Below are 23,012 nucleotides of genomic sequence, written 5' to 3'. Positions count from 1 at the left end.
AACACCTCCAATAGAGATCACCTGAGGATGTACTTCGGCGCTCTCTGTTGGAGGTTTTTTTCGTTCTATCTTAATAGTCTTGATCATGACATACTCGCTTCACGCAGAAAATGGTGCACAATCTTCGTCTGATACTTGATACGGGTCGAGCGTTTCAGACTCCAACAGGTCTCCACTGTGACGGAACGGGCTTGTAATAGTCTTGAAGCCGCTGTACGGGCAGATCCCGGCAATTCATGCTGCTTGAGGTTAAAATGACGATCACGAATGGCAATCGACCGATTCATCCGTTCGATAACTCTTCTGCAAGCTGGAATCGTCCGACTACCGGGATTGGTGATCAACGTCTGTCCAAGCACTCGTGAACTCAGTTGAGAAAGGCCGTTGGCTTCATGCAGATCGAGCCACCAGTCGGCCCGATGTTCACGGGCCAACTGAAAAACCGCCGCAGCGAGCGGATGCTTGGCCTTGCCTGACTTACGGCGTGGAAACGTACGATTCAGATCTGGCTTGCCTCTGATTTTCTTTGCGTAGGCTTGCTGGTTCACGCGTGGCACGATAATTAACAGCCCTCGCTGAATGGCGTGACGACCTGTCGCAATATCATCGGCGAGTTTTTGCGCAGCGGCCATACTCGCCGTTTCATTCCCGTGAACCCCGGATGTAATGAACATCACGGGTCCCGGCATCATGCCACGTACAATGAAGTAGGGAGTAGCGTGTACGGTGGATGCTAGAAGGACATGTTTGGTCACAAGCATGACGCTTCACCTCCGTTATTACAGTACGCCATGTCCCTCTTTCATGTAACGGCGTAAGAACAGGTCTTCATCCTATTTCCTCACAAAATGGGCCGACTAATACACCCGATGAATGATATCTTCAAAATCGGGTTCTTTCATCTCAACATCTTCAATCTCACCCCAGTGCTCCAACTGTTTCAGAATGTTCATTGTGCTCCATTCCTTCCGGTTCACTTCCACGGTGACAATTTGCCCTTCCACTCCTGTAATATGTATCGCGGACGACACAACATCCGGGATGTGAAACGCTCCTCGGAACGTTACCCGAATCAGCGTAGGTAGTCCGATGGTTTCCCGAAGTGACGAGATCGTGCCGTCATATGTCAGTTGACCATGGTTAATCACCATGACCCGGCTGCATAACTGCTCAATGTCGTCCATATCATGTGTGGTCAGCAAAATCGTTTTGCCAAACGTTTCATTTAATGTACGTAGAAATTGACGAATGTTCCGCTTTGCGTTTACATCCAGTCCGATCGTCGGTTCATCGAGAAAAAGCAGTTCGGGATCATGCAGCATGGAAGCTGCGAGATCCGCACGCATGCGCTGTCCAAGCGAGAGCTTGCGGACAGGCGTGGCCCAGAACGATTCAAGGTCCAGTAGCTCGGCGAACTGGGACAGCCGTTTCTTTTTATCCTCGGCACGGACGCCGTACATCTCGGCTAGAATATCATATGAATCTTTCACGGGCAGATCCCACCAGAGCTGACTGCGCTGTCCAAACACAACGCCCAGTCGACCAACGGTCCTGCGCCTGTCCTGATGCGGGTTCATACCGTCAAGCCTTACCTCACCCGAGGTTGGGTGCAGGATACCTGTCAGCATTTTGATCGTGGTAGACTTTCCAGCCCCGTTCGGACCGATGTAACCCACAAATTCCCCTGGGCCGATATCAAAACTGATATCGCGTACCGCTTCCTTGGACACATATTCACGTGAAAATAACGTACGTAGACCTGAGAAACGTCCTTCGCGAATAACAGGAGTTTTGAATTCCTTTTGCAGATGCCGTGCTGTGATCATGTTCATGATTCGTTACGCCTCCTTAGCTACCTGTACTTTGATATTTGGTCATGCCGAATTGCCAGAAACGCAGACTTGCAGCCAAACTCAGTACGGCAACCGCCGCAACAGCAACAAGAATCCACGCTCCTCCTTCACCCCGTAGCAGGTAAAGTGACGGAATGTAGTTGACGAATCCCACCGGAATCACCGTTAGCAGAATGCCAGACATCCATTTGGGATATAACGTTAGCGGATATTGGGCAGCCGTTCGCGCGGCATCCTCAGTGATCGTCTGTAATTCTTCAATACGTGTGGTCCAGAATCCGAGTGTGGCGGTAGCAAGTCCGATGGAAAAGAGAATGACTGCGCCCGTCAGGATAATGAGCAGGGAGAAGGGAATGGCTACCCAGCCAATCTGTCCGCTATGCATCATGCCTGCCACTGACCAGCAGAGAATGAACCCGCCTTGCAGGACTTCTCCAGCCATGATGCGGAAATTTTGCGGCAACAGTGCCAGCAATACGGGCATGGGACGAGTTAACAGTTGATCAAGCTCACCATTAACCAGATATTTTTCCAGATGGTGAACCTCATTGCCGAACGTTCGATACAGTGTTTTGGATAACGTCATGATGGCAAAGAGATAACCGATCTCATGGAGGGACCAGCCTTTAATTGCACCGAATTTGTGCAGCACGAGAGCAACCATCAGAAACTCGGAGATCTGGATTAAAGCGGCCAGTACGGACGCCATGATGAAATTGAACTTGTATTGCATCCGGCTGCGGATGCTTGTTCGAATGAGCATTTTATATAAATTGAACCAGGAAGTTCGCTTCATCCGCCCTGCACCTCCACTTTACGACGTAACACTTGGGTGATCGCAAGACAGATCAACGTCATAAAGACACACCAAAGCAAGGTTCCCCATAACAAGGAGCCATCTTCGAAACCAAGATAGATTCGGGTAGGTACATAGAGTAGGAAAGGGTAGGGTGATATCCAGGCAAGTTGTTCAAGCCAGTTCGGTAGCCATTCCAGCGGAATGAAAAAACCAGCCAGCAGATTCATCATCGCGTGATTGCCCCAGTGAAGCCAAGAGGACTCCGTGGTCCACATCGACGTGGCACCAATGATGTAGTTCATACAGATGGATAAGTATGCGGCGCCGGCAAGACCAAGTGCGGCATAGAATAGTGTTGAAACGTCTGAGGGCCAATGCAGGGAAAAGACAATGGAGAAGAGCAGGTAGATCGGAATACTTTTGTACACGAACTGGTAGGCAATCTGCCCCCATTCGCGTGCCATCAGGTGGGTGAATAGATGAACAGGCCTCATCAGATCCAGTGCGATCTGCCCTGTCCTGACGGATAAGGGAATACCCAATCCGTTCGTGAGAAAACCCGAGATCCAGAGAGAGGATTGCGTGAACGCAATGTAACTGATCATCCCCTGTGTCCCGTATTCTCCGAGATTATGGTCGGCCCCGATGCCGATCCAGAGGCAGGCATACATGTAACCAAACATGGCGCTTGCCAAGTTATGTACCATGTGTGCCCCGCGGTATTGCAGATTCCGGGAGTAGGCTTTGGAAGCCAGAGTGAAATAAAGCATGTGACACCTCCGATAAGTGGATTGAACGGCGTTTCCGTTCACTTCAGTCAAGGCGAAAAAGAGAGAAGGACAACAGCATACCAATTTATTCCTTCACAGGCAAGACATTTTTTTAGCTAATAATGGTATTAACAGGGGTGTTCATGATTGCGCCACAAGACAACGGTCTGTCCGTTCATTTATAATTGAGAGGTAGTATCGCAAACGTTTACAATGTGAAATATTCAAATTTTAAATAAACCGCCGGGCTTGTGCTTGACGATTGAGGATACAGAACGAACAATCCGGCAAGAGAGAAGGATGTCATGAAGAAAATTGCATGGGTCACCGATAGTACCAGTACACTGGATCCCGTTTTTGCGGAGCAAAATCATATCTATATCGTACCGCTGCGCATCGTATTTGGAGAGGAATGTTACCGGGAAACCGATGACATTACATCTGAAATGTTCTATGAGAAACTTGCGGAGGCTTCACGTGCGAGCAGTTCGCAGCCACCCATTGGCGAATTCATTGAACTGTATGAGTCGCTCAAAGACAAGTACGATGAGATTATTACGATTCATTGCTCTACAGAGCTTAGCGGAACGCTGCATACGTCCATGCAGGCTGCAGAGATTGCAGGAGTGACGGTGACCGCAATTGATTCGAAGGCAGGTGCCTATCCTCACCGTGAGATGATTATGCAAGGACTGGAATGGCAGAAGCAGGGATGTTCAGCTGCCGAGATCAAAGTAAACATTGAACAGATGATTGATAACATGTCCTTTTACCTCATACCGGCCAGTCTTCAGCATCTTCATGGCAGTGGACGGGTGTCGGGCACACAGCTGATCATCAGTCAACTGCTCAAGATCCATCTGCTGCTCCGATTTGAAGAGGGCAAAGTGGTTGTGAATGAGAAGATTCGCACGTTCAAGCGGACGAAAGATCGCATGCTGGATATGCTCAAGCTGGATATGGAGAAAGTAAAACATGTGTGCATTATGCATGCGAACAATCAGGAAGAAGCCGTTACAATCAAAAAACAGATTGCAGCTCTGCTGCCTAGATTAAAGACTGAAATCATGCCGTTTATCCCTGTGGTGAGTATTCATGCAGGTGCAGGAACCATTGGACTGTGCTGGATCCACAGCGAGAACGGATATAGAGACTAGACGTATAAGCACTCATCTATAAACTCTCATAGACCTGGCAGGAAACACACTTGATGTCAAAGTGTTGCTCCTGTCAGGTTTTTTCGTATGTCATTGCCAATTCAAACAAACTGTGAGGTAATAAAGAAAACTGTTCATGTTGGAGGGAAGCATGTGTTAAGTCACCGCTTGTTGCTTGTTGAAGATGATCGTTCAATTAGTGAGATGGTCGGGCCGTACTTGGAAAAAGAGGGCTACGACGTCACTTATGCATATGACGGCTTAGAGGCAGAACGTCAGTTTAGCCAGTCACAACCCGGGTATGATCTGGTTATTCTGGATCTGATGCTGCCCCGCAAAAGTGGGATGGATGTGCTGCAAACCATTCGGGCAGTCAGTCTGGTACCTGTGCTCATTCTGTCTGCGAAGGATGGGGAGGTGGACAAAGCATTAGGACTGGGCTTCGGTGCAGATGATTACTTGAGCAAACCTTTCTCGTTAATTGAACTGACTGCCCGCATCAAAGCTGCGATTCGCCGCGCCAATTATATCACTCCGCCTGTGGCTGAAGTGGCTAAAGATCAACGTATTCACATTGGAGGACTTGTAGTTGACATGGAGACGTACGAGGTGGAACGTGAAGGTAGACCCGTCAAGCTGACGTCCAAGGAATTTGGCATTCTGAAGCTGTTGGTTACCCATCCTGGCAAAGTGTTCACCAAGGCTCAGATCTACGCTTCCTTCTGGAACGATCATTATTATGGAGACGAAAATATCATTAACGTACATATGCGTCGTCTGCGTGAGAAACTGGAGGCAGTCCCTTCGGCTCCCCAGTATATCAAGACACTCTGGGGCATCGGGTATAAGCTGGAGGCGGAGCAGGGATGACACTGATTTTTGCCAGTACAACAGCTATTTTGGCCATTGCCGTCATTGGATTGTGGATGAGCTTGCGGAAACGCACCCAACACCTGTCTTATATTCATCAGAAAATATCCGCTATTCTGGATCAAGGCACCTTTGAGCGTTTACTTGTATTCAATAGTGATGACCAAGTCAGTCAGCTTTTGAAAGACATGAACCAGCTGCTGGATCATGCGCACCGTGCTAAGGCCGGTTATGCTAACCAGGAGAAGGAGATGCGTAATATGCTCTCCAACATTTCACATGATCTGAAAACGCCACTCACCGTTGTGCTGGGATATAGTGAGACCTTGCTGCACAGTCCATCACTGACCGATCAGGAACGGAAGATGATGACGGAGAAAATACAAGATAAGGCGCAGGAAGTGCTGAGTTTGATCCATTCCTTTTTTGATCTGGCGAAGCTGGAATCTGGAGACACGGAGCTAGTGCTTAGTCGAGTGAATATAAGCGAATTATGCCGGTTGAAGATGCTTTCCTTTTATGAAATGTTGACGAATCTGGGGTTGCACGTGGAGCTGGAGATACCTGATGGTGATCTCTTCGTGCAAGCGAATGAAGAATCATTGGACCGTGTGCTGGATAATCTCATTACCAATGGAATGAAATATGGAGCAGAGGGTAAGGTACTGGGACTTTCACTTGATCATTCGATAGGTGGACCTGTGACGTTACAGATCTGGGACCAGGGAAAAGGGATTCCTGAGAGCGAGCATAGTCGTGTGTTCGAACGCATGTATACACTGGAGGATTCCCGCAATCGACTCTATCAAGGCAGCGGCCTGGGTCTGACCATTACGAAACGGCTAGTTGAGCGGATGGGTGGAAGTATTCACTTGCATAGTGTGCCACATCAACGGACTGTATTCTCGGTTACCTTAAAGGCTTGGTAGACCCTGCGTTGGCGTGTCCGGTCAGACTTAAGGTTTTTGTAAGATTTGATTAATAAAAAAGAAGACTTTTCTCTTTACAATATAGATATAGGAACCCGGACAGGGGATGTAAAGGAGAACAAGGACGATGAATTATATCGCACGAACAATAGATGTGACCAAAGTATATGAAGGGGTGGAGGCTGTATCCAACGTCAATATGAATATTAAGCAAGGTGAGATCTATGGATTCCTCGGTCCGAATGGTGCTGGTAAAACAACCATCATGAAGATGCTCACCAATCTCGTCAAACCAACCACAGGGGAGATAGAACTGTTTGGGGAGAAGCTTACGCCGACCTCTTATGAAGTGCTGAAGCGAATGGGCAGCATTATTGAATATCCTTTTTTCTACGATAGACTGTCTGCTCGCGAGAATCTGGAACTTCACTGTGAATACATGGGGTTTCACAACAAAAAGATCATCGACAATACGATGGAAACGGTAGGGCTGAAGGATACGGGCAAGAAACCGGTCAAAGACTTCTCCTTGGGCATGAAGCAGAGGCTGGGACTGGCTCGTGCACTTATAACCACACCTGAACTGCTCATTCTGGATGAACCGATCAACGGATTGGACCCAGTAGGGATCCGAGAAATGCGAGATTTGTTCAAGCGCCTTAGCAATGAGTATCGCATTACCCTGTTGGTCTCCAGTCACATTCTTGGCGAGATAGAGCAGATTGCGGACACAGTTGGTGTCATTCGCGGTGGTCGTTTGGTGGAAGAAGTATCAATGGAAAGTATTCGTGGAAGTCAAAATGAGTACATCGAGTTACAAGCGGTGGATATCCGCAAAGCGACCTATGTCATTGAACACCAGCTTGGTTTGAGTAATTATAAACTGGTTGATGACCAAACGTTACGCATCTATGATCCGGGAATCATTCCATCGGAACTGAACACCAAGCTGATCCAACACGGTATTGAGATCGAATCGATATCCAAACGGGCTCATTCCCTGGAAGAACACTTCATGAAGCTTGTGAAAGGGGATGAAGACGTTGCTTAAACTAATCAGACTTGAGATGCGGAAGCACCGTTTTGCACGTAATTTTGCAGGTGCAGGTATTGCCAATATAGCCGTTCTTCTTTTCCTGATCATGATTGGATTCGTGGATGTGGGAGCAAAAGATTATGCCTATGCCGATTACCAGACCGCCTTTATGATTATCGATACGTTTGTGAGAGCGACCTTTATCATATTTGCAGGAGCTTTATTATCCAAGCTGGTGATCAGTGAGTATAGAAATAAAACGATGAACGTCATGTTCACCTATCCCATCCAGCGTCATAAAATCATTGCTGCCAAATTGATTATTGTGTTTGGTTTTACATTTGTGATGATTATGGTTACCGATCTGTTGATGGGTTCACTGCTGTTGATTGTTAATCAATTCTACTCCTTCATTCCCGGATCATTGACGAATCAGGATATATGGGGACTTCTGGTGAAGTACAGTATGAGTTCTTTATCGGCTGCGTGTATGGTACTCATTCCCCTATTCTTCGGTATGCGTAAGCATTCTGTCACAACTACAATGGTCTCGTCCATTTTGCTGGTTTTGATTGTCTGCTCCGGATTCAACGGGTCGGAAGTTTCCATTCATTCGCTTATTATTATCCCTCTGACCCTTGGAGCAATAGGGATATGGATTGCTTCGATGTCCATGGTTCGTCTGGAGATAAAAGATGTGAACTGAATCATTCGGAAAACCATGCTCTGTATGGCTTCAGATGCCATTGACATCCGCTCGTACAAGGGATAGGATAATGTCAACTGAGACACGAAGGAGAATGCAACTACCATGACGATTCCAAAAACATTAACAATAGCTGGTTCGGACACGAGCGGCGGTGCAGGTATTCAAGCTGATTTGAAAACTTTTCAGGAGCTGGGTGTGTATGGCATGACCGTACTGACTACGGTTGTTGCAATGGAGCCCGAAACATGGGATCACCAGGTCTTTCCTGTTGAATTAAATGTAGTTGAAGCGCAGCTTCGCACTGTTCTGGACGGCATCGGTTTTGATGCAATGAAGACAGGTATGCTCGGTTCTGTAGATATTATTGAATTGGTAGCAAAACATATTCGCCGCAGCGGTCTGCCACAGATCGTTATCGATCCGGTAATGGTCTGCAAAGGTACAGACGAAGTTCTGCAACCGGAAAATACGGAAGCGATGATCGAATTCCTGTTGCCAGGTGCCGATCTGGTTACACCTAATCTGTTCGAAGCATCCCAACTGGCGAAGAGTGGACCGATTCGTTCCAAGGAACAGATGGAAGCAGCGGCAGCAGCAATTCATGCCCATGGCTCGAAACATGTCCTGATCAAGGACAGAGGTGTCATTAGCCCGGGTAAAGCAATGGATCTACTCTATGATGGAACCAACTACGAATGGTTTGAAGCCGATGTTGTCGGCTCCGGATATACGCATGGTGCAGGCTGCACGACGTCTGCGGCGATTACCGCAGGATTGGCTCGTGGTCTTTCAGTGAAAGAGGCTGTTCGTGAAGGTAAAGCCTTCGTGACCAAAGCGATTGCCGGCGGATTCCCGCTGAACCGTTTTGTTGGCCCGACACTGCATGTGGCACACCGTCTGGAGCAACAACGTTAAGTGTTGCCAGGGAGCGCGCAGTAGCGCATCAATTCTGGATAACACACTTCGATTTCATTCAAGTAGCTGTCAATGAGCAGGAGCTTGCTCGTTGATGGCTTCTTTTTTATGCGAATTTTTATAAAAATTAGTAACTTTTGGCTTATATTAGTCGTATATATCATGGGAGCATTCCAAAACATGTGTGGACACATGAACGACACATGGAATAGGTATGTTATCATCAGAAATCTAAAAAGGAGAGTCGGCCATGATCAGAACAGTGCTTCTGGTGGAAGATGAAAGCCGCATTCGTGAGATTGTGGCCGATTATTTCATAAAAGAACAATGGAACGTCATAGAAGCAGAGCATGGAGTACAGGCACTGGAACTGTTGGCTCTGCATGAGGTGGATCTGGTTATTCTGGATGTTTTGATGCCTGAAATGGATGGATGGACGTTATGTGGGCATATTCGATCCCAATCCACCGTACCTATTATCATGCTGACTGCACGGTCCGAGGATGACGATAAAATTCATGGATTTCAGCTGGGCGTAGACGATTACGTCACCAAGCCGTTTAGTCCACGTGTGCTGGTTGCACGTGCAGAGACATTAATGAAGCGAGTTGAAGGTGCATTTGGACGAGAGCAGGGTGTGATTCGCTTCGGACAGGTAACCCTTGATCCATGGGCCAGACGCCTGGAGAAGGACGGAATTGAAGTGGAACTTGCACCAAAGGAATATGATCTGATGCTTTATTTGGTACGTAATGCAGGCATTGTGTTGTCCCGGGATGCCATATTGAATCGGATCTGGGGATTTGATTTTGAAGGGGACTCACGTGTTGTAGATACTCACATCAAGAAGTTGCGTAGCAAATTGGGTGATGAAGCGAAGTGTATCCGGACAGTGATTGGCACCGGATATCGTTTCGAGGCAGAAGCATGAGAAGAAATGGCGTAACGATGAAGCTTTTCCTGGTCATGGCAGGATGTCTGGTTCTTCTATATGGGACGACGGTTTTTGCCCAGTTGGTCTGGTTCCCCGACTTCTATCAGCATCAAAAGGTCAGCAGTATGAAGAAAAAGCTGTCAAAGTTCGAACAGCAATATTCCAATGGACATTGGAGTGATTTACAGCTAGCCAAGGAGACCGGGAAATTCATGCGTCAGAATCAGTCACACCTGGTCATTCTGACGAATAAAGGAAGACTGGTTAATGACCCGTTTCACATTACGTTGCTTCAAGAGGATGGAAGTCACGTGAAGGTGTCCTTGTCCTTGTTTATCAATAGTGAGAATGCTGGCTGGATTACATCCCATCTGAAATATGGGCAAGAACTTACGGTGCGAGGCCCGGCCAGCGAATCCATGGTCTATCCATTCAAAATCCAGGATGCCACTTCTGCCGCATGGGGAACAGAAAGCTTTCAGGAATCAATTGAACCGGTAAAGGAATGGTCAGGCGTATTGACCGAGGTCGTTCTTCCCAATCTGGCAACGTGGAGTCAGAGGCAGGGACTGCTGGTGCAAGCCCTGGATAGCCGGTTCCCGTTGTCCACCGAAGACCAACTGGCCTTGGCGAATGGCAAAATGCTCAATGAAGAATGGATGGATAGCTGGAGCGGAGTTCGCAATGTCATCACCATTGCTCCAGTGCATCGTTCTGGACCCGAGCAGCAACTGATTTTCTCGCTCACCTCTCTACAGGAGATGAGGGAAGCGAATGAGGCAACACGTTTGTTCTATGCGTATTTCGGCATTGGGGCATTTATATTGATTCTGTTGCTGGCGTTACTCCTGTCCCGAATTGTAACAAAGCCGCTTTTGGCCTTGAACCATGTCGCCAAGAAAATGTCTACGCTGGATTTCACGGTGAAATCACCCATCCGGCGTAATGATGAAATCGGCAGTCTGTCTAACAGCCTTAATGCCTTATCGGGAACCTTGGGTCAGACACTGGAAGAGCTGAGGCAGGCCAACACGCAGATGCGTACAGATATGGAAATGAAGCAGGAGATTGAACAGCGACAGCGCAAGTTTTTTGCCGATGCATCACATGAACTTAAGACACCAATCAGCATTATTAAGGGATATTCTGAAGGGCTGAAGGATGGCGTGAGTGAGAGCAAACGGGAGCGTTACATTGAGATCATTGCCGATGAGGCGATCAAAATGGAAACGATGGTTGAAGAGATGCTGGATCTGGTGCGACTGGAATCCTCAGCGGTTCAATTGAATACGGATGCTGTTGCACTGGCTGACATGATTGAAGATATCGCCGGCCGTCTGGGTCCACAACTGAAGGACAAAGGATTGGATGTGGTGCTTGTATCCACAACAGAACAGACGGTTGAGGGTGACCGAAGCAAGCTGGAGCAAGTTATTTTCAATATCATGATGAATGCTATACGTCATGCGATACCACATACCGATATAACTATTGAGATTAGCAGGCGTGAAGGTTTTGTCCATATTTCCATTGAGAACAAGGGCGAGCAGATAGCGGAAGCTGAGCGGCAGTATATATGGGAGAGGTTCTATCGGGTAGAGCGCTCGCGTAATCGTAAAATGGGGGGGACCGGGCTTGGTCTAGCCATTGCGAAGCAGATTCTTGATCTGCATGGGTGCAGTTATGGAGTGGAGAATACTCTGGATGGAGTCCGTTTTTATATTATTTTTCCTAAAGCCTAGTACGAAAGGGAGTCAAATCTTATGAAGTCTTTACCATCGATTTTAACCTTGGGGAATCTGAGTTCAGGCATGCTGGCAGTCATTATGGCTATTCATGGTGAATTTGCCCTGGCTGTGATGATGATATGGGTAGCGATGTTCTTTGATCTGTTTGACGGGTATGCGGCTCGTAAATTGCACTGTGAGGGTGAGTTCGGCAAGTCCCTGGACTCGCTGGCGGATGTAGTTTCATTCGGAACAGCGCCCGTGCTGATTCTGTACCTGAATTCCATGCTTGAAGTGAGTGTGCTGGGGATGGCACTGACTGCATTGTTTCCGATTTGCGGTGCTTTGCGTCTGGCCCGTTATAACTGTCAGAAGACACCAAGCAGTGGTTTTGTCGGAATGCCGATTACATTTGCGGGAGGTCTGATGTCCTTTTTCGCACTCTGGAGTCCTTATTTCACACATGGTGTAGCCTATCTTGTCATTATTGTATTATCCGGTCTCATGGTGAGCCAAATCCGATTCCCGTCTCTAAAACAAGTGCTAGCCTCACATGAGAAGGATATTGTGGAACCGAAATAAGGAGCGAGTCAGTATGGAATTTGCAAAAGAATTTATTGGTCAATATGGTTATTTCGCAATATACGGACTACTGGCTCTTGGCGTTATTGGCATGCCGATTCCGGATGAGGTGATGATGACTTTTGTCGGTTATCTCGCCTCCATCTCGGTATTGAATTACTCCGTATCCATCGCCGTCAGTTTCGGTGGCGCATTTACCGGAGGGCTGCTGAGCTACATGATTGGCAAGAAAGCGGGCAGGCCGCTGGTTGAAAAATACGGCAAGTGGGTCGGCGTTAATGCCAAACGATTCAGCAGGGTGGAGTCGTGGTTCCTCAAATATGGGTATTGGTCCATCATCCTGGGTTACTTCATTCCAGGCATTCGTCATCTGATGTGTTGTTTCTCCGGGATTAGCAAGATGGCAATTGGCAGGTACGTAGTTGTATCGGGCATTGGTGCATTCGTCTGGTGTGTTGTCTTTATCTCGATTGGTTTTTATGTTGGCGTGTTAACTTAAAATGGGACAGCCTGTTGTAACAACAGGCAAGGATGGAAGACCTCTTGAGTGTAAGGTGGTCTTTTTTTGTTTTTCTATATATGGTCGGAGACCTCATTCTAAGTAATTTAATCGACTACAAGTAACTTACCCTTGGAGCTGTAGGCTAGCCCGCAAGTTAATTCAAGTAAATTCAAGCTCAGAGCTATTCCTCCGTTTAAATCTCCATGTAACTCGTTATTGACGCAAGTATCTGACACTCCAGTAGCTAAAGTGGTTCGCAATTAGGTTTAATAGTAGTAACTCCAAAAGTTTCGGAGTCATTTCTAAAATTCTAACGAACTCAGGTGAGCTTATTATCGAGATAAGAGGCATGTTGGAATTCTAACGAATCTCAGCAAACTTATTTCACGAAAAGGCCCGAAAAAGTGCCCTGATTTACTCCATATCATCACAATAGGGTGTCCTGAGTTCGTTAAAAAATGGATATATACCATATCGGCGAAATAGAGTGTCTCATGTTCGTAAGATATAGGTTCGATATCGTTGAGCGCCACTAGCGACATGTAATACTTGTTGATCAATCAGGCTGTGAAGAACTCTTCGAGCATGCTGATCCGTGATTCGCAGGTGCGTTGCTAGTTCCGAGGGAGCAAATGGACGAATGATGCGTCTAGCATAACGTACAGTCTCGGCTTCAATCCAATTTAAGGATGTCTGTACGTCCGTAGCAATGAATTTTCCCATAAAAGAGAGCACAAGCTGTTGGCACCGTTTCGGTTCGTCTTTAATGGAGAGATAAGCGATCGGCAGAAAAATCCAATCATCAAGCGTTAGCAGACAATGCCGCCAGCATAAATCTTTAAAGCGCCTTACATCCAGATCACGGGCATGTGGCCCGTATCCTTGGATTTCAATACCTCCCTTAACACCGTTACCTGGCATATATGCAAGATCCAGATACCGATAGCCGTTATGAAAGTCCCGTACCTCCCATTCCGGTTGCAAATGATTAAAGTTTTTCATCACCGGAAACCAGACTGAACGCAAAAATTCCAATGTGCCATGTTCAAGTCCATTTTCTAGTCTGGACAGCACTCTGGGGTTCGTTTCCTTCTCCAGAAGGGAGTGCATCCAAACTTCGTAAGCCTCATCAAAATCAATGCTCATCGTCTTCATCTCCTCTAAAAATAAAATAAACGAACGTGAACGGGCTTCAGGTCGTCATGTCAAAATACAAAAAGCCGCTCTGACCATTTCCAACCTTCGCGTTGAAGGGGAGAATGGATCAAAGCGGCGTGTGCTTCACGACCGATATGTTACATTTCTAGATCAAGTATAGCTTTAAATATGGAATGATTTCAATACCTTTTCCAATAGAGGATATCTCAAGCCAAGGTCTGAATGCCAGAACGAGACTGGACGTATTCCGAGCTAGTAGGTGCTACACTTTGAATGTGTGAGAACGCGTCCTTAATGTGCGAGTAAGCAATATAGACGCTGTAAAAGTAGATTATTCTCCCTTTCAAGGGTTTACATTTAAATCACGTTCTTCGTACCGCGGGTATGCGTCGTCCCTCGTTCATGCTTGGAAAGAATCGTAGAGCAGCAATAAGAGTTAAAGAATCTGAGACGTCTTATTCAGGGATTTGAGCACTCGCAGAAATGTAAGGAACCTTAGAAACGCTATATCAGAATATACAGCCATCTTCGGCGTTTTGTTATGGAAATTTGGGAAAATAAGGTGTCTGATGTTTCTTACAATTGAAAAAGAGAGCCAGAGGACCAAATAAGACGTCCTGGGTTCCTTAGAAAAATTGTAAAGTCACTCTTAAGGTCCAGCCGGCCTACATTTAGGAATTTTACGCCGGTTGATGCTTTAAGACCGTGTTAGTATGTGTGACGACTGGGTACCTTGGGTGTGCCAAATGCGAAAAGTGCAGCATATCATCAGGACATAGTTTACTTGAGTTACAAGACACTTTTAGTAATTCCAGGGACACAACTGAGGTCTAGGGTTCAGAGTGCCACACTGGAATCTTTATGGTTAAGTTTTGAACGGAGACATACCCTTACCCACTCAAATGAGATTCTTCAATTCCTCTTTCGACTTGCTTTTCCCCTTTTTTACGTGCAAAGGTGATTTTGAGGAGTGGCGGAGTAACCAGTGTAGTCACAATAACCATGATCACGACGCTGGTAAAGTACTCCGAATCAAGCAAGCCCGAAGCAAGTCCGGTCGAAGCAATAATTAGAGCAACTTCCCCTCTAGAGATCATGCCTGCTCCAATAGCAATAGAAGAGGAACGGTCAAACCCGGTCAGCCGGGCACCAGCTCCACCACCGATAAGTTTGGTAACAATGGCGATGAGACTGATGACGATAATAAACCAAATCTGTGAACCCACACCATCAAAGGTGACATTTAAGCCGATACTAACAAAGAATACCGGGACAAAAATTCCGTAAGCAATCGGCTCGATTTTAGTTTCAACCTCATGTTTGAATTTGGTTTGGGAGATGGCGATACCAGCGGCAAATGCACCAATGATTCCAGCAACACCCATCCACTCTGCAAAGTATGAAAAGAGGAAACAGATAATGAGTCCTGTCGTAATCACGGTTTCCGTGACCCGCAATGGGGCCATCCATTTCATGACCCGTGGCACAAGCCACCAGCCTGCTGCAAAGATGATGACAAAGAACAGAAGTTTCTTACCAATCAACAATCCAATAGAGACATCCCCTGCACCTGTGCCGAGCAAGCTCATCATGACGGCGAGCAGAACCACGACGAGCACATCATCCACAACGGCTGCACCCAGAATGGTGGTACCCTCCCGTGAACTCAACTGATTCATATCCTTCAACGTTTGCACTGAGATGCTCACTGACGTTGCACAGAACAGTAGTCCAAAGAACAACGCGTGTGTCTGCGACATACCAAATGCTATGGCCGAACCGTATCCCCCGACAAAAGGTAAAATAACACCACCGACGGCCACAGCAAAGGCCGCCTTCCAGTTTTTCTTTAACTGCTCCAGATCCGTTTCCAGTCCGGCTATGAACATTAACAGCAATACCCCGATCTCAGCCATATAATGTACGAAATCACTTTGCTGAACCCAACCGAGCAGCGCAGGTCCTAGGATGACACCGACAATCAATTTCCCCAATACCGAAGGTTGACCCAGTCTCACGGATAGATCACCAGCGAGTTTGGTAAAGATTAAAATAAGTGCAAGAACCAAAATAAATTCCATAGGTGTTCTTCCCTCCAGTAGTAGCGTCTATAGGTTAACCAACCCAAGGGCGATCCATCCTCCGCTTCAATCAGACAAAAAGGCACAGAACGGCATTAGGAGAGTGCCGTTCTGTGCCTGAAAAAGACAAAGAGGGGCCCTTGGTGACAGGCTCCTCCAGTTTCAACGCGTATGTGATTAATTGCGTTAATTATACCACAAATGAAGGATTCGGTAAATGGGAGCCGGATTGGATTTGAGTGAAAATGGCCGCAAAGGGGCATTTTATAGGGGAGTGCAGCGGTTTTTGTTCAGAGTGTTGTCACTTAACAGCCCGGAATTGGCGAGATATAATGATATAGAACATAGAAGTTAGGATATGAGGAGGATTTTGCATTGGGCAAAAATAACAAAGGGGAACCGAACATTCAGTCCCCGACGAGTAATAAAAATTTCGCAGGCATCATTATCACGATTTCCATTCTCGCTAATGTCATTATTTTATTATTGTTCTTCGCACCGTCAATTGGTTACAAAGGTGATGTAACCTTTGATATTACGGTGTTGCCGCGGTTTAATGCCGTGTTTAACAGCTTTACCTTCATCTTCCTGCTTGCAGCGCTTATTGCGATTATCAAGCGGAATGTGAAGCTGCACAAACGATTTATTCTTGCTGCATTCTCAACAACACTGTTATTCCTCGTGACCTATCTGACGTTTCATTACCTCTCACCAGAGACGTCCAAATACGGCGGCGAGGGCATCATTCGTTCGATTTACTTCTTCATTCTGATTACCCATAGTATACTGGCAGCCCTGATTGTTCCATTGGCGTTGTTCACACTTGTGTGGGGTTGGACGAATCAATTGAAGAAACACCGCAAAATTGCACGTTGGACGATGCCAATCTGGCTGTACGTCAGTTCTACAGGTGTTGTGGTATACCTGATGATGGCGCCATATTATTAATGTGATGAACGTTTCACTGTGCTAATTAGTTTGACTTGAGGGTAATGTTTCCATGGAAGGAGGGTTCACTTTTATGTACAGAGTTGTTTTGATTCGCCATGGACAGAGCATGTGGAATGTAGAGAATCGTTTTACCGGATGGACAGATGTGGATCTGACGACGGATGGTTACGCAGAAGCACGTAAAGCAGGGAAGATCATGAAGGAACAGGGATTTGATTTTGATTACGCCTATGCATCCGTGCTGAAACGTTCTATCCGCACACTCGATATTGCGCTGGATGAAATGGACCTCATGTGGATTCCCATTACGAAGACTTGGAAGCTGAATGAACGCCATTATGGTGCGCTGCAAGGACTGAACAAACAGCAGACTGCTCTGAAGTATGGGGAAGACCAAGTAAAGGAATGGAGACGATCCGTGAACGTATCTCCCCCGGCACTGGACCAAACCGATGACCGATATGTGCAGGATCTGGACAAGTACAAGCGGCTCGGATGCACCATCCCTTTTACGGAGAACCTGATGGATACCTCGAAGCGTGTACTGGAGTACTGGAATGCGGAGATTAAACCGATGGTGTCGGCTGGCAAAAGAGTGCTGATCTCTGCGCATGGGAACACGCTCCGTTCACTCGTCATGCATCTGGACCAATTGTCCGAAGCAGACGTGATGGCGCTCAATATCCCGACAGGTATTCCGCTTGTCTACGAATTGGATGAAGATCTGCATCCCATCGGACACTTTTATCTGACCGCCGATGGTTCGACCTACAAACATGAAGAAATGACCCATGTGGCAACGCCATCTGATTAATTGGACATGGACGTTTGTCTTGATTGTACGAAAGCTTGTATGATTTATCTCGTTCGGTTAATGTTTCAACTGGACGAGTACGAGTGAAAGATGACCACTGAATTTTAATTCGGAGGTCATCCTTTTTTTCTGCGATCAAGCCTGTACTACGTTTCGTTTTGCTCTCACAGGGTAATTGTCAAACAAGACACGATGTACATTTATCCTGAAGGAGGAGAAGCACATGTCTAAAAGAAGAGGAATACTCATGACGGCTATCGGCGCAGGTGTGACTTATCTGATGAGGAACAAACAAGCAAGAGATAAGCTGTTTAGCACTGTCTCGGGTATGATGAAAAACTCCAATTCGTCGTCCAATGGAACAAGTAAAACCAGACCACGCGTGGAAGTGAAATAGATTGCGTTAGTTCGTTTATCGTTGAATTAAAATGATGATCATGAGAAACCTGGAGATGAAGTCGTTCCAGGTTTTTTTGTGCAATTAAAAGCAATTCCTTGCTTTTGTGTGTAATGCGATTTTTGCCAGCAAGAATGATACAATGGATACTTGCAGAACGTATGGAGGGAGATGCACATATGAAGAAAAATCGTCTGGGTACATCCGAACTGATGGTGTCTGAGATTGGGCTGGGATGTATGTCACTTGGAACTGAAATGGAGCACGCTATGGGCCTGATTCATGAGGCTCTAGATCATGGGGTCAATCTGCTGGATACAGCCGATCTGTACGACGCAGGGCGTAATGAAGAGATTGTAGGACAAGCTATTAAAGGACGTCGGGACCAAGTCATTGTGGCGACCAAAGTAGGTAATCGTCGTATCCCCGGCAAAGAGGGCTGGTCATGGGACCCGTCCAAAGCCTACATTAAGCAGGCTGTACATGAAAGTCTGAAGCGTCTGCAGACCGATTACATCGATCTGTATCAGCTGCATGGCGGGACCTTGGACGACCCCATCGAAGAGACGATCGAAGCATTTGAGGAACTGAAGAAGGAAGGACTTATCCGATATTACGGAATTTCCTCCATTCGTCCCAATGTGATTCGGGAGTATGTAAAGAGGGCATCCATCGTCAGTGTGATGAACCAGTACAGCATAGCTGACCGCAGAGCGGAAGAAGAAGTGCTGCCTTTATTGGAACAAAAGGGGATCAGCGTAATTGCCCGTGGGCCCGTAGCTAGCGGTGTGCTTGCCGATTCCGGATCTGCCAAGGTAGACAAAGGTTATCTAGACTACACGCCAGAGCAACTATATACCATTCGGCAAGGGCTAAGTCGTCTTGTTACGGACCAACGGAGCATGGCTCAGACAGCTATTCGCTACGCGTTATCCCATCCTGCCGTAGCAGCAGTTGTCCCTGGTGCCAGCTCAAGAGAACAGTTGCTGCATAATATTGCCGCTTCGAATTCGCCTGCGCTCACCGCTGCGGAAATTCAGGAAATACGAGAGCTCAGTCCCGCTAATCTGTACAAGCAGCATCGTTAACTCCATTAAGCCTATTTTCAATTGTAACTATACGAGGTACAATGAAGATCAGCCAAAAAAGGAACATATAAGGGAGAGAAGACATATGGAAAGAATTCAAAGTGAACAGCAATATTTGGATACAATTAACTCTGATGGTTTTACCGTCATTAAATTTGATACAACCTGGTGTCCGGATTGCAAAAACCTGGATCGTTTTATCGGGGATGTTATCGACCAACATACGGACAAAACCTTCTATGCTCTGGATGCAGAAAAGTTCCAGCCGTTTGCCGAAGAGAATGGTGTACGCGGCATTCCAAGCCTGCTCGTCTTCCAGAACGGCAAGAAAATCGCACATCTGCATAGCAAATGGGCTAAAACACCTGCTCAAATCTCCGAGTATCTGGAGACGCTTGAATCCAAAGTTTAAGCGTACGAGACTCAGCAGTTTGTCTAATTAATTTAGCTAAGGAGACCTCTTCTTGTCCTGCGACAGGAAGGGGTTTTTCTGCTTCATTCCAGCACGCATGATGTGCATTCAAATGTGCATTCGAATAACTGAAGTTGAGAAACAACGCTTGTTTAGAATTTGTTCAGTGCTCCCATGTATACTGTGAGAACAAACTGAATATTTGGAGTGAACAAGATCCGTATGAAGAATGAAATTTTTGAAGAAATGCACCAATTAAGTCACAATGATGACCGAAGATACCGATTGTTGATGATCGGGGTGAAGCAATTGCTGCAGGAACAAAAGGAGAATAGATATAATCTGCGTGAGAGATTAAAGAGTCGAAAGAAACACCGGAACATTCAAGTAAAAGAGTGGTACTAGTCAAACTGTTTTTCTGAAGTGAACATAAATATGCTTGTCCAAGATACATAGTAAACCTAGTCGGCATCACCAATGATCCAACCCACTAAAGAAGGAAGTAATGAAGAATCAGACTTCTTCTAATTACGGATGTTCCTGTCTCTGGAGCAGTAACAGAATCGTGAAGCAACAGAAACATGAAGTAACGGAAGTATAGCAATATAAAATATGGCGGCCTCGCTTCCCATGGGAACGTGAGGCCGCCATTGATTTTGCCTGTCTAATTACTTGAATTGTAATGATTACATCAAAATAATAAAGAACACGGCTGCCAAGACAAAGCGATACACAGCAAAGACGGTCAGACTCAATTTTTTCAAAATGGACAGGAACGTCTTGATCGCAAGCATGGCGACGATGAAAGCAGCGATGAATCCAATCGCAAAGATTGGGAAATCACTGCCGTTCAGGTGATCGATACTTTTGTACAGGTCATATCCCGTAGCACCAATCATAATTGGCACAGACACAAGGAATGTGAACTCCGCAGCGGCTACACGGCTTACCCCTGCAAAGAGACCGCCTGAGATCGTGGACCCAGAACGGGAGAAGCCTGGCCACAATGCCAAGATCTGAAATATACCCACCGCGAATGCCTGTTTGTAGGAAATATCATCGACATCATGGGTAGTAATCCGCCCACTCTTCCGGCTCCAGCGTTCGGCCACGATCATCAATATACCACCTATAACGAGGCTGTACAGCACTGTTTCCGGACCAAACAAATGTGCCTTGATCCAGTCGCGGAATACAAGTCCGATGACTACGGCAGGAACCATCGCCAGGAAGATATGTCCCAGATTGAGGCGGCGGGAGTAAGGTCTGCTCCCTCCGGTGAAGCGGAACATATCAATGAATTTGTTCCAGTACAGTACAACAACAGCAAGTACAGCTCCGAGTTGAACAACCACCTCAAATGTTTTGACTGACTCGTTGTCCTCCGATAAACCCAGCAAGTGGGCAGTCAGAATCATGTGTCCAGTAGAGGACACGGGCAAAAACTCAGTCAAACCTTCGATGATGCCCATAATAATGGATGATATAATGTCCAATTCTCTTCCTCCTTGAAATGCAGGTGACAGCACAGGCTGTCCTGCTTGACCATGCCTGTTCATTTGAACAGGCTATCACCTATTATGATCACAAATGCACTCAACTTCAACTTATGCTTGTAACCATTTGTTTAAAACTATATTGACAAAAACCTAGTTATCCCATAGGATATAACTTAACTGACTGACTGATCAATCGGGAGGGTTACATGGATGACCAAAATTAACGGTTTGGAACCCGGTGAAGAACGCCGGGACCAAATAATACGCATAGCGATGGAGCGTTTTGCAACCCAAGGTTACCATCAGACGAAAATTTCCGATATCGTCCGCGAGGCTGGTGTGGCGCAAGGGACATTCTACTGGCACTTCAAGAGTAAAGAAGCCATTGCTTCAGAGATTGTCTTAACGGGCAAGGAGAAGTTGCTTGAGGCGATCGGACAAGGGTACCGCAAGGATGCCGGATCGGTAGAAGATATGGTGAAAGCATCGGAAAGGCTGTTCACTGACTTGTTTTTGTTTGCCGCGCAGAATCGTTATTTTATGGAACTGTTACTCAAAGGCATCGTGACGGAAGAATCCGTACAACGCCTGGTCGAGGAGACACGTAATGCTGTCGAAACTGCGTTTCGTCACAATATGGAACGTGCCATCGAACTCGGCATGTTGCCTAAGGGCATGGATGTACCGCTTCGAGCAGCACTACTGGTAAGCATGATTGAAGGCATGATATCACGCTGGTTGTTCGGTTCCGATAAGTTACACAGCAAGTTCTCAGCTATGACAGCTTCATCGCTGGCAGCTGAGGCAGCAAGCTTTGAGTTTTACGGACTCCTAGGCACATAAGATTCACATGATTAAACAAATAGCAGGGAATAATGGGTACAACTGCGGTTTAGTCACAATAAAGTAACCAAATGTACACCTAGATTAATACACGACTGAGAGGAAGTTAACGTAATGAACAAAACATATGGATCGAAAACTCGTAAAGGCTGGTCTTTGACAGCAATTCTGCTGATGACCGTGCTGGTACTTAGTGCTTGTGGAAGTAAAGCAACAGACAATGGAAGTACAAATGGTGCACAGGCAAGCAATGAACTGGAGCAGATCAAGTCTGCTGGCGTTATCAAAGTGGGCATGATGGGCACATACGCACCGTACAACTTCCTGAACGATAAGAAAGAAATGGACGGCTACGATGCCGATATCGCACGTGAAGTTGCGAAGCGTCTTGGGGTTGAGGTTGAATTTGTATCCCAGGAGTTCTCCGGTCTGACACCAAGTCTGCAAGCGAAGAAGCTTGATGCCATTATCAGCCAGATGACGATTACCGATGATCGTAAGAAAGTACTGGATTTCAGTGATCCGTATATCACGAACCAAGTTAAAATTATTGTAAAAGAAGACAATAACGATATTACCAAGCTGGAAGATTTCAAAGGTAAAACGATTGGCGTAGGTCTGGGTACGAATGATGAATCATATCTGCGTAATGAAGTGTTGCCAAAAGTGGGAGACTTCACGATCAAAACCTATGACGATGTCATCTCTTCACTCAAAGATCTGAATGCTGGACGGATTGACGCAACAATCAACAATATGTACGCTCTGAAACCGATTGTGGATGCCAACGGATTGAATATCAAAGCTGTAGGTGAAGCTATTAAGAGTGACCAGGCAGGTATTGCTGTTCGCAAAGACAATCCGGAACTTGTAGCAGCACTGAATGATGCTCTCAAAGGCATGAAAGATGATGGCACGTACAATACCATTTTCAAAAAATGGTTTGGTGAAGAGCCTGCGCAATAATGAACCTGCAAGGCGAAGGG

25 protein-coding genes are annotated in these 23,012 nt (G+C 46.4%); 18 read left to right on the top strand and 7 right to left on the bottom strand.

What is annotated here, in order from left to right; translation table 11 throughout:
• Positions 1–83: 83 nt before the first annotated feature.
• The 4 genes from BS614_RS29610 to BS614_RS29595 form a co-directional block, all read right to left on the bottom strand.
• Positions 84–761: a succinylglutamate desuccinylase/aspartoacylase family protein gene (locus BS614_RS29610; protein ID WP_074096505.1), complete on the bottom strand. Its 678-nt coding sequence runs from the start codon at positions 759–761 to the stop codon at positions 84–86.
• 96 nt (positions 762–857) lie between these two features.
• A complete protein-coding gene (locus BS614_RS29605) occupies positions 858–1,826 on the bottom strand; it encodes an ABC transporter ATP-binding protein (protein ID WP_074097049.1) in 969 nt (322 codons plus the stop codon).
• A 22-nt stretch (positions 1,827–1,848) separates the two neighbouring features.
• The gene (locus BS614_RS29600; RefSeq protein WP_036668086.1) at positions 1,849–2,649 is read right to left on the bottom strand and encodes an ABC transporter permease; all 801 of its coding nucleotides are present in this window, start codon (positions 2,647–2,649) and stop codon (positions 1,849–1,851) included.
• Positions 2,646–3,422 carry an ABC transporter permease gene (locus BS614_RS29595; protein WP_074096504.1) on the bottom strand — a complete coding sequence of 259 codons (777 nt, stop codon included), beginning with the start codon at positions 3,420–3,422 and terminating at the stop codon, positions 2,646–2,648. The genes BS614_RS29600 and BS614_RS29595 overlap by 4 nt, the downstream gene beginning before the upstream one ends.
• A 305-nt stretch (positions 3,423–3,727) precedes the next feature.
• Between BS614_RS29595 and BS614_RS29590 the strand changes: the two genes are divergently transcribed.
• From BS614_RS29590 to BS614_RS29545, 10 genes are all read left to right on the top strand, one after another.
• Positions 3,728–4,579 (top strand): DegV family protein, encoded by an 852-nt coding sequence (locus BS614_RS29590; protein ID WP_074096503.1) that lies wholly within the window; start codon positions 3,728–3,730, stop codon positions 4,577–4,579.
• 204 nt (positions 4,580–4,783) lie between these two features.
• Complete coding sequence (locus BS614_RS29585; RefSeq protein ID WP_425320287.1) at positions 4,784–5,449, top strand: response regulator transcription factor; 666 nt, start codon at positions 4,784–4,786, stop codon at positions 5,447–5,449.
• Positions 5,446–6,378 carry a sensor histidine kinase gene (locus tag BS614_RS29580; RefSeq protein WP_074096501.1) on the top strand — a complete coding sequence of 311 codons (933 nt, stop codon included), beginning with the start codon at positions 5,446–5,448 and terminating at the stop codon, positions 6,376–6,378. The genes BS614_RS29585 and BS614_RS29580 overlap by 4 nt, the downstream gene beginning before the upstream one ends.
• A gap of 127 nt (positions 6,379–6,505) precedes the next feature.
• Positions 6,506–7,429: an ABC transporter ATP-binding protein gene (locus tag BS614_RS29575; protein WP_074096500.1), complete on the top strand. Its 924-nt coding sequence runs from the start codon at positions 6,506–6,508 to the stop codon at positions 7,427–7,429.
• Complete coding sequence (locus tag BS614_RS29570; RefSeq protein ID WP_074096499.1) at positions 7,422–8,120, top strand: ABC transporter permease; 699 nt, start codon at positions 7,422–7,424, stop codon at positions 8,118–8,120. Before BS614_RS29575 ends, BS614_RS29570 begins: the two co-directional genes overlap by 8 nt.
• 105 nt (positions 8,121–8,225) lie before the next feature.
• Positions 8,226–9,038, top strand: a complete 813-nt coding sequence (gene thiD, locus BS614_RS29565) for a bifunctional hydroxymethylpyrimidine kinase/phosphomethylpyrimidine kinase (RefSeq protein ID WP_017692191.1) — start codon at positions 8,226–8,228, stop codon at positions 9,036–9,038.
• Positions 9,039–9,288: 250 nt separating this feature from the next.
• Positions 9,289–9,969, top strand: a complete 681-nt coding sequence (locus BS614_RS29560) for a response regulator transcription factor (RefSeq protein WP_074096498.1) — start codon at positions 9,289–9,291, stop codon at positions 9,967–9,969.
• Positions 9,966–11,714, top strand: a complete 1,749-nt coding sequence (locus tag BS614_RS29555; protein ID WP_074096497.1) for a sensor histidine kinase — start codon at positions 9,966–9,968, stop codon at positions 11,712–11,714. Before BS614_RS29560 ends, BS614_RS29555 begins: the two co-directional genes overlap by 4 nt.
• Before the next feature lie 21 nt (positions 11,715–11,735).
• Entirely contained in the window at positions 11,736–12,281 is a 546-nt protein-coding gene (gene pssA / locus BS614_RS29550) for a CDP-diacylglycerol--serine O-phosphatidyltransferase (protein ID WP_074096496.1), read from the top strand.
• A 13-nt stretch (positions 12,282–12,294) separates the two neighbouring features.
• Positions 12,295–12,780: a DedA family protein gene (locus BS614_RS29545; protein ID WP_036606861.1), complete on the top strand. Its 486-nt coding sequence runs from the start codon at positions 12,295–12,297 to the stop codon at positions 12,778–12,780.
• A gap of 495 nt (positions 12,781–13,275) precedes the next feature.
• On the opposite strand, the gene BS614_RS29540 is transcribed toward BS614_RS29545, so the two are convergent.
• Both BS614_RS29540 and BS614_RS29535 read right to left on the bottom strand, forming a co-directional pair.
• Positions 13,276–13,929, bottom strand: a complete 654-nt coding sequence (locus BS614_RS29540) for a transcriptional regulator (protein ID WP_074096495.1) — start codon at positions 13,927–13,929, stop codon at positions 13,276–13,278.
• 902 nt (positions 13,930–14,831) lie between these two features.
• Positions 14,832–16,022, bottom strand: a complete 1,191-nt coding sequence (locus tag BS614_RS29535) for a cation:proton antiporter (RefSeq protein ID WP_074096494.1) — start codon at positions 16,020–16,022, stop codon at positions 14,832–14,834.
• A gap of 375 nt (positions 16,023–16,397) precedes the next feature.
• On the opposite strand from BS614_RS29535, the gene BS614_RS29530 reads away from it, so the two are divergent.
• The 6 genes from BS614_RS29530 to BS614_RS29510 all read left to right on the top strand — a co-directional run bounded on the left by BS614_RS29530 (position 16,398) and on the right by BS614_RS29510 (position 20,089).
• Positions 16,398–16,970, top strand: a complete 573-nt coding sequence (locus BS614_RS29530) for a DUF420 domain-containing protein (RefSeq protein ID WP_074096493.1) — start codon at positions 16,398–16,400, stop codon at positions 16,968–16,970.
• A 73-nt stretch (positions 16,971–17,043) separates the two neighbouring features.
• A complete protein-coding gene (gene gpmA, locus BS614_RS29525; RefSeq protein WP_074096492.1) occupies positions 17,044–17,787 on the top strand; it encodes a 2,3-diphosphoglycerate-dependent phosphoglycerate mutase in 744 nt (247 codons plus the stop codon).
• A 223-nt stretch (positions 17,788–18,010) separates the two neighbouring features.
• Positions 18,011–18,184 carry a hypothetical protein gene (locus tag BS614_RS31895; protein ID WP_167544434.1) on the top strand — a complete coding sequence of 58 codons (174 nt, stop codon included), beginning with the start codon at positions 18,011–18,013 and terminating at the stop codon, positions 18,182–18,184.
• 179 nt (positions 18,185–18,363) lie between these two features.
• Positions 18,364–19,272 (top strand): aldo/keto reductase, encoded by a 909-nt coding sequence (locus BS614_RS29520; protein WP_074096491.1) that lies wholly within the window; start codon positions 18,364–18,366, stop codon positions 19,270–19,272.
• 85 nt (positions 19,273–19,357) lie between these two features.
• Positions 19,358–19,684, top strand: a complete 327-nt coding sequence (locus BS614_RS29515; protein ID WP_017692202.1) for a thioredoxin family protein — start codon at positions 19,358–19,360, stop codon at positions 19,682–19,684.
• A gap of 222 nt (positions 19,685–19,906) precedes the next feature.
• Positions 19,907–20,089: a hypothetical protein gene (locus BS614_RS29510; RefSeq protein ID WP_074096490.1), complete on the top strand. Its 183-nt coding sequence runs from the start codon at positions 19,907–19,909 to the stop codon at positions 20,087–20,089.
• 281 nt (positions 20,090–20,370) lie between these two features.
• On the opposite strand, the gene BS614_RS29505 is transcribed toward BS614_RS29510, so the two are convergent.
• Positions 20,371–21,156, bottom strand: coding sequence for an undecaprenyl-diphosphate phosphatase (locus BS614_RS29505; RefSeq protein ID WP_047841678.1), 786 nt, complete (start codon positions 21,154–21,156; stop codon positions 20,371–20,373).
• A gap of 237 nt (positions 21,157–21,393) precedes the next feature.
• On the opposite strand from BS614_RS29505, the gene BS614_RS29500 reads away from it, so the two are divergent.
• Positions 21,394–22,026, top strand: a complete 633-nt coding sequence (locus tag BS614_RS29500; RefSeq protein ID WP_074096489.1) for a TetR/AcrR family transcriptional regulator — start codon at positions 21,394–21,396, stop codon at positions 22,024–22,026.
• 114 nt (positions 22,027–22,140) lie between these two features.
• Positions 22,141–22,992, top strand: a complete 852-nt coding sequence (locus BS614_RS29495; RefSeq protein ID WP_074096488.1) for a substrate-binding periplasmic protein — start codon at positions 22,141–22,143, stop codon at positions 22,990–22,992.
• Positions 22,993–23,012 lie beyond the last annotated feature (20 nt).

The organism is Paenibacillus xylanexedens (genome assembly GCF_001908275.1).
In the GTDB taxonomy this organism is placed as follows: domain Bacteria; phylum Bacillota; class Bacilli; order Paenibacillales; family Paenibacillaceae; genus Paenibacillus; species Paenibacillus xylanexedens_A.
This window is presented reverse-complemented; position numbering and strand designations above follow the sequence as displayed.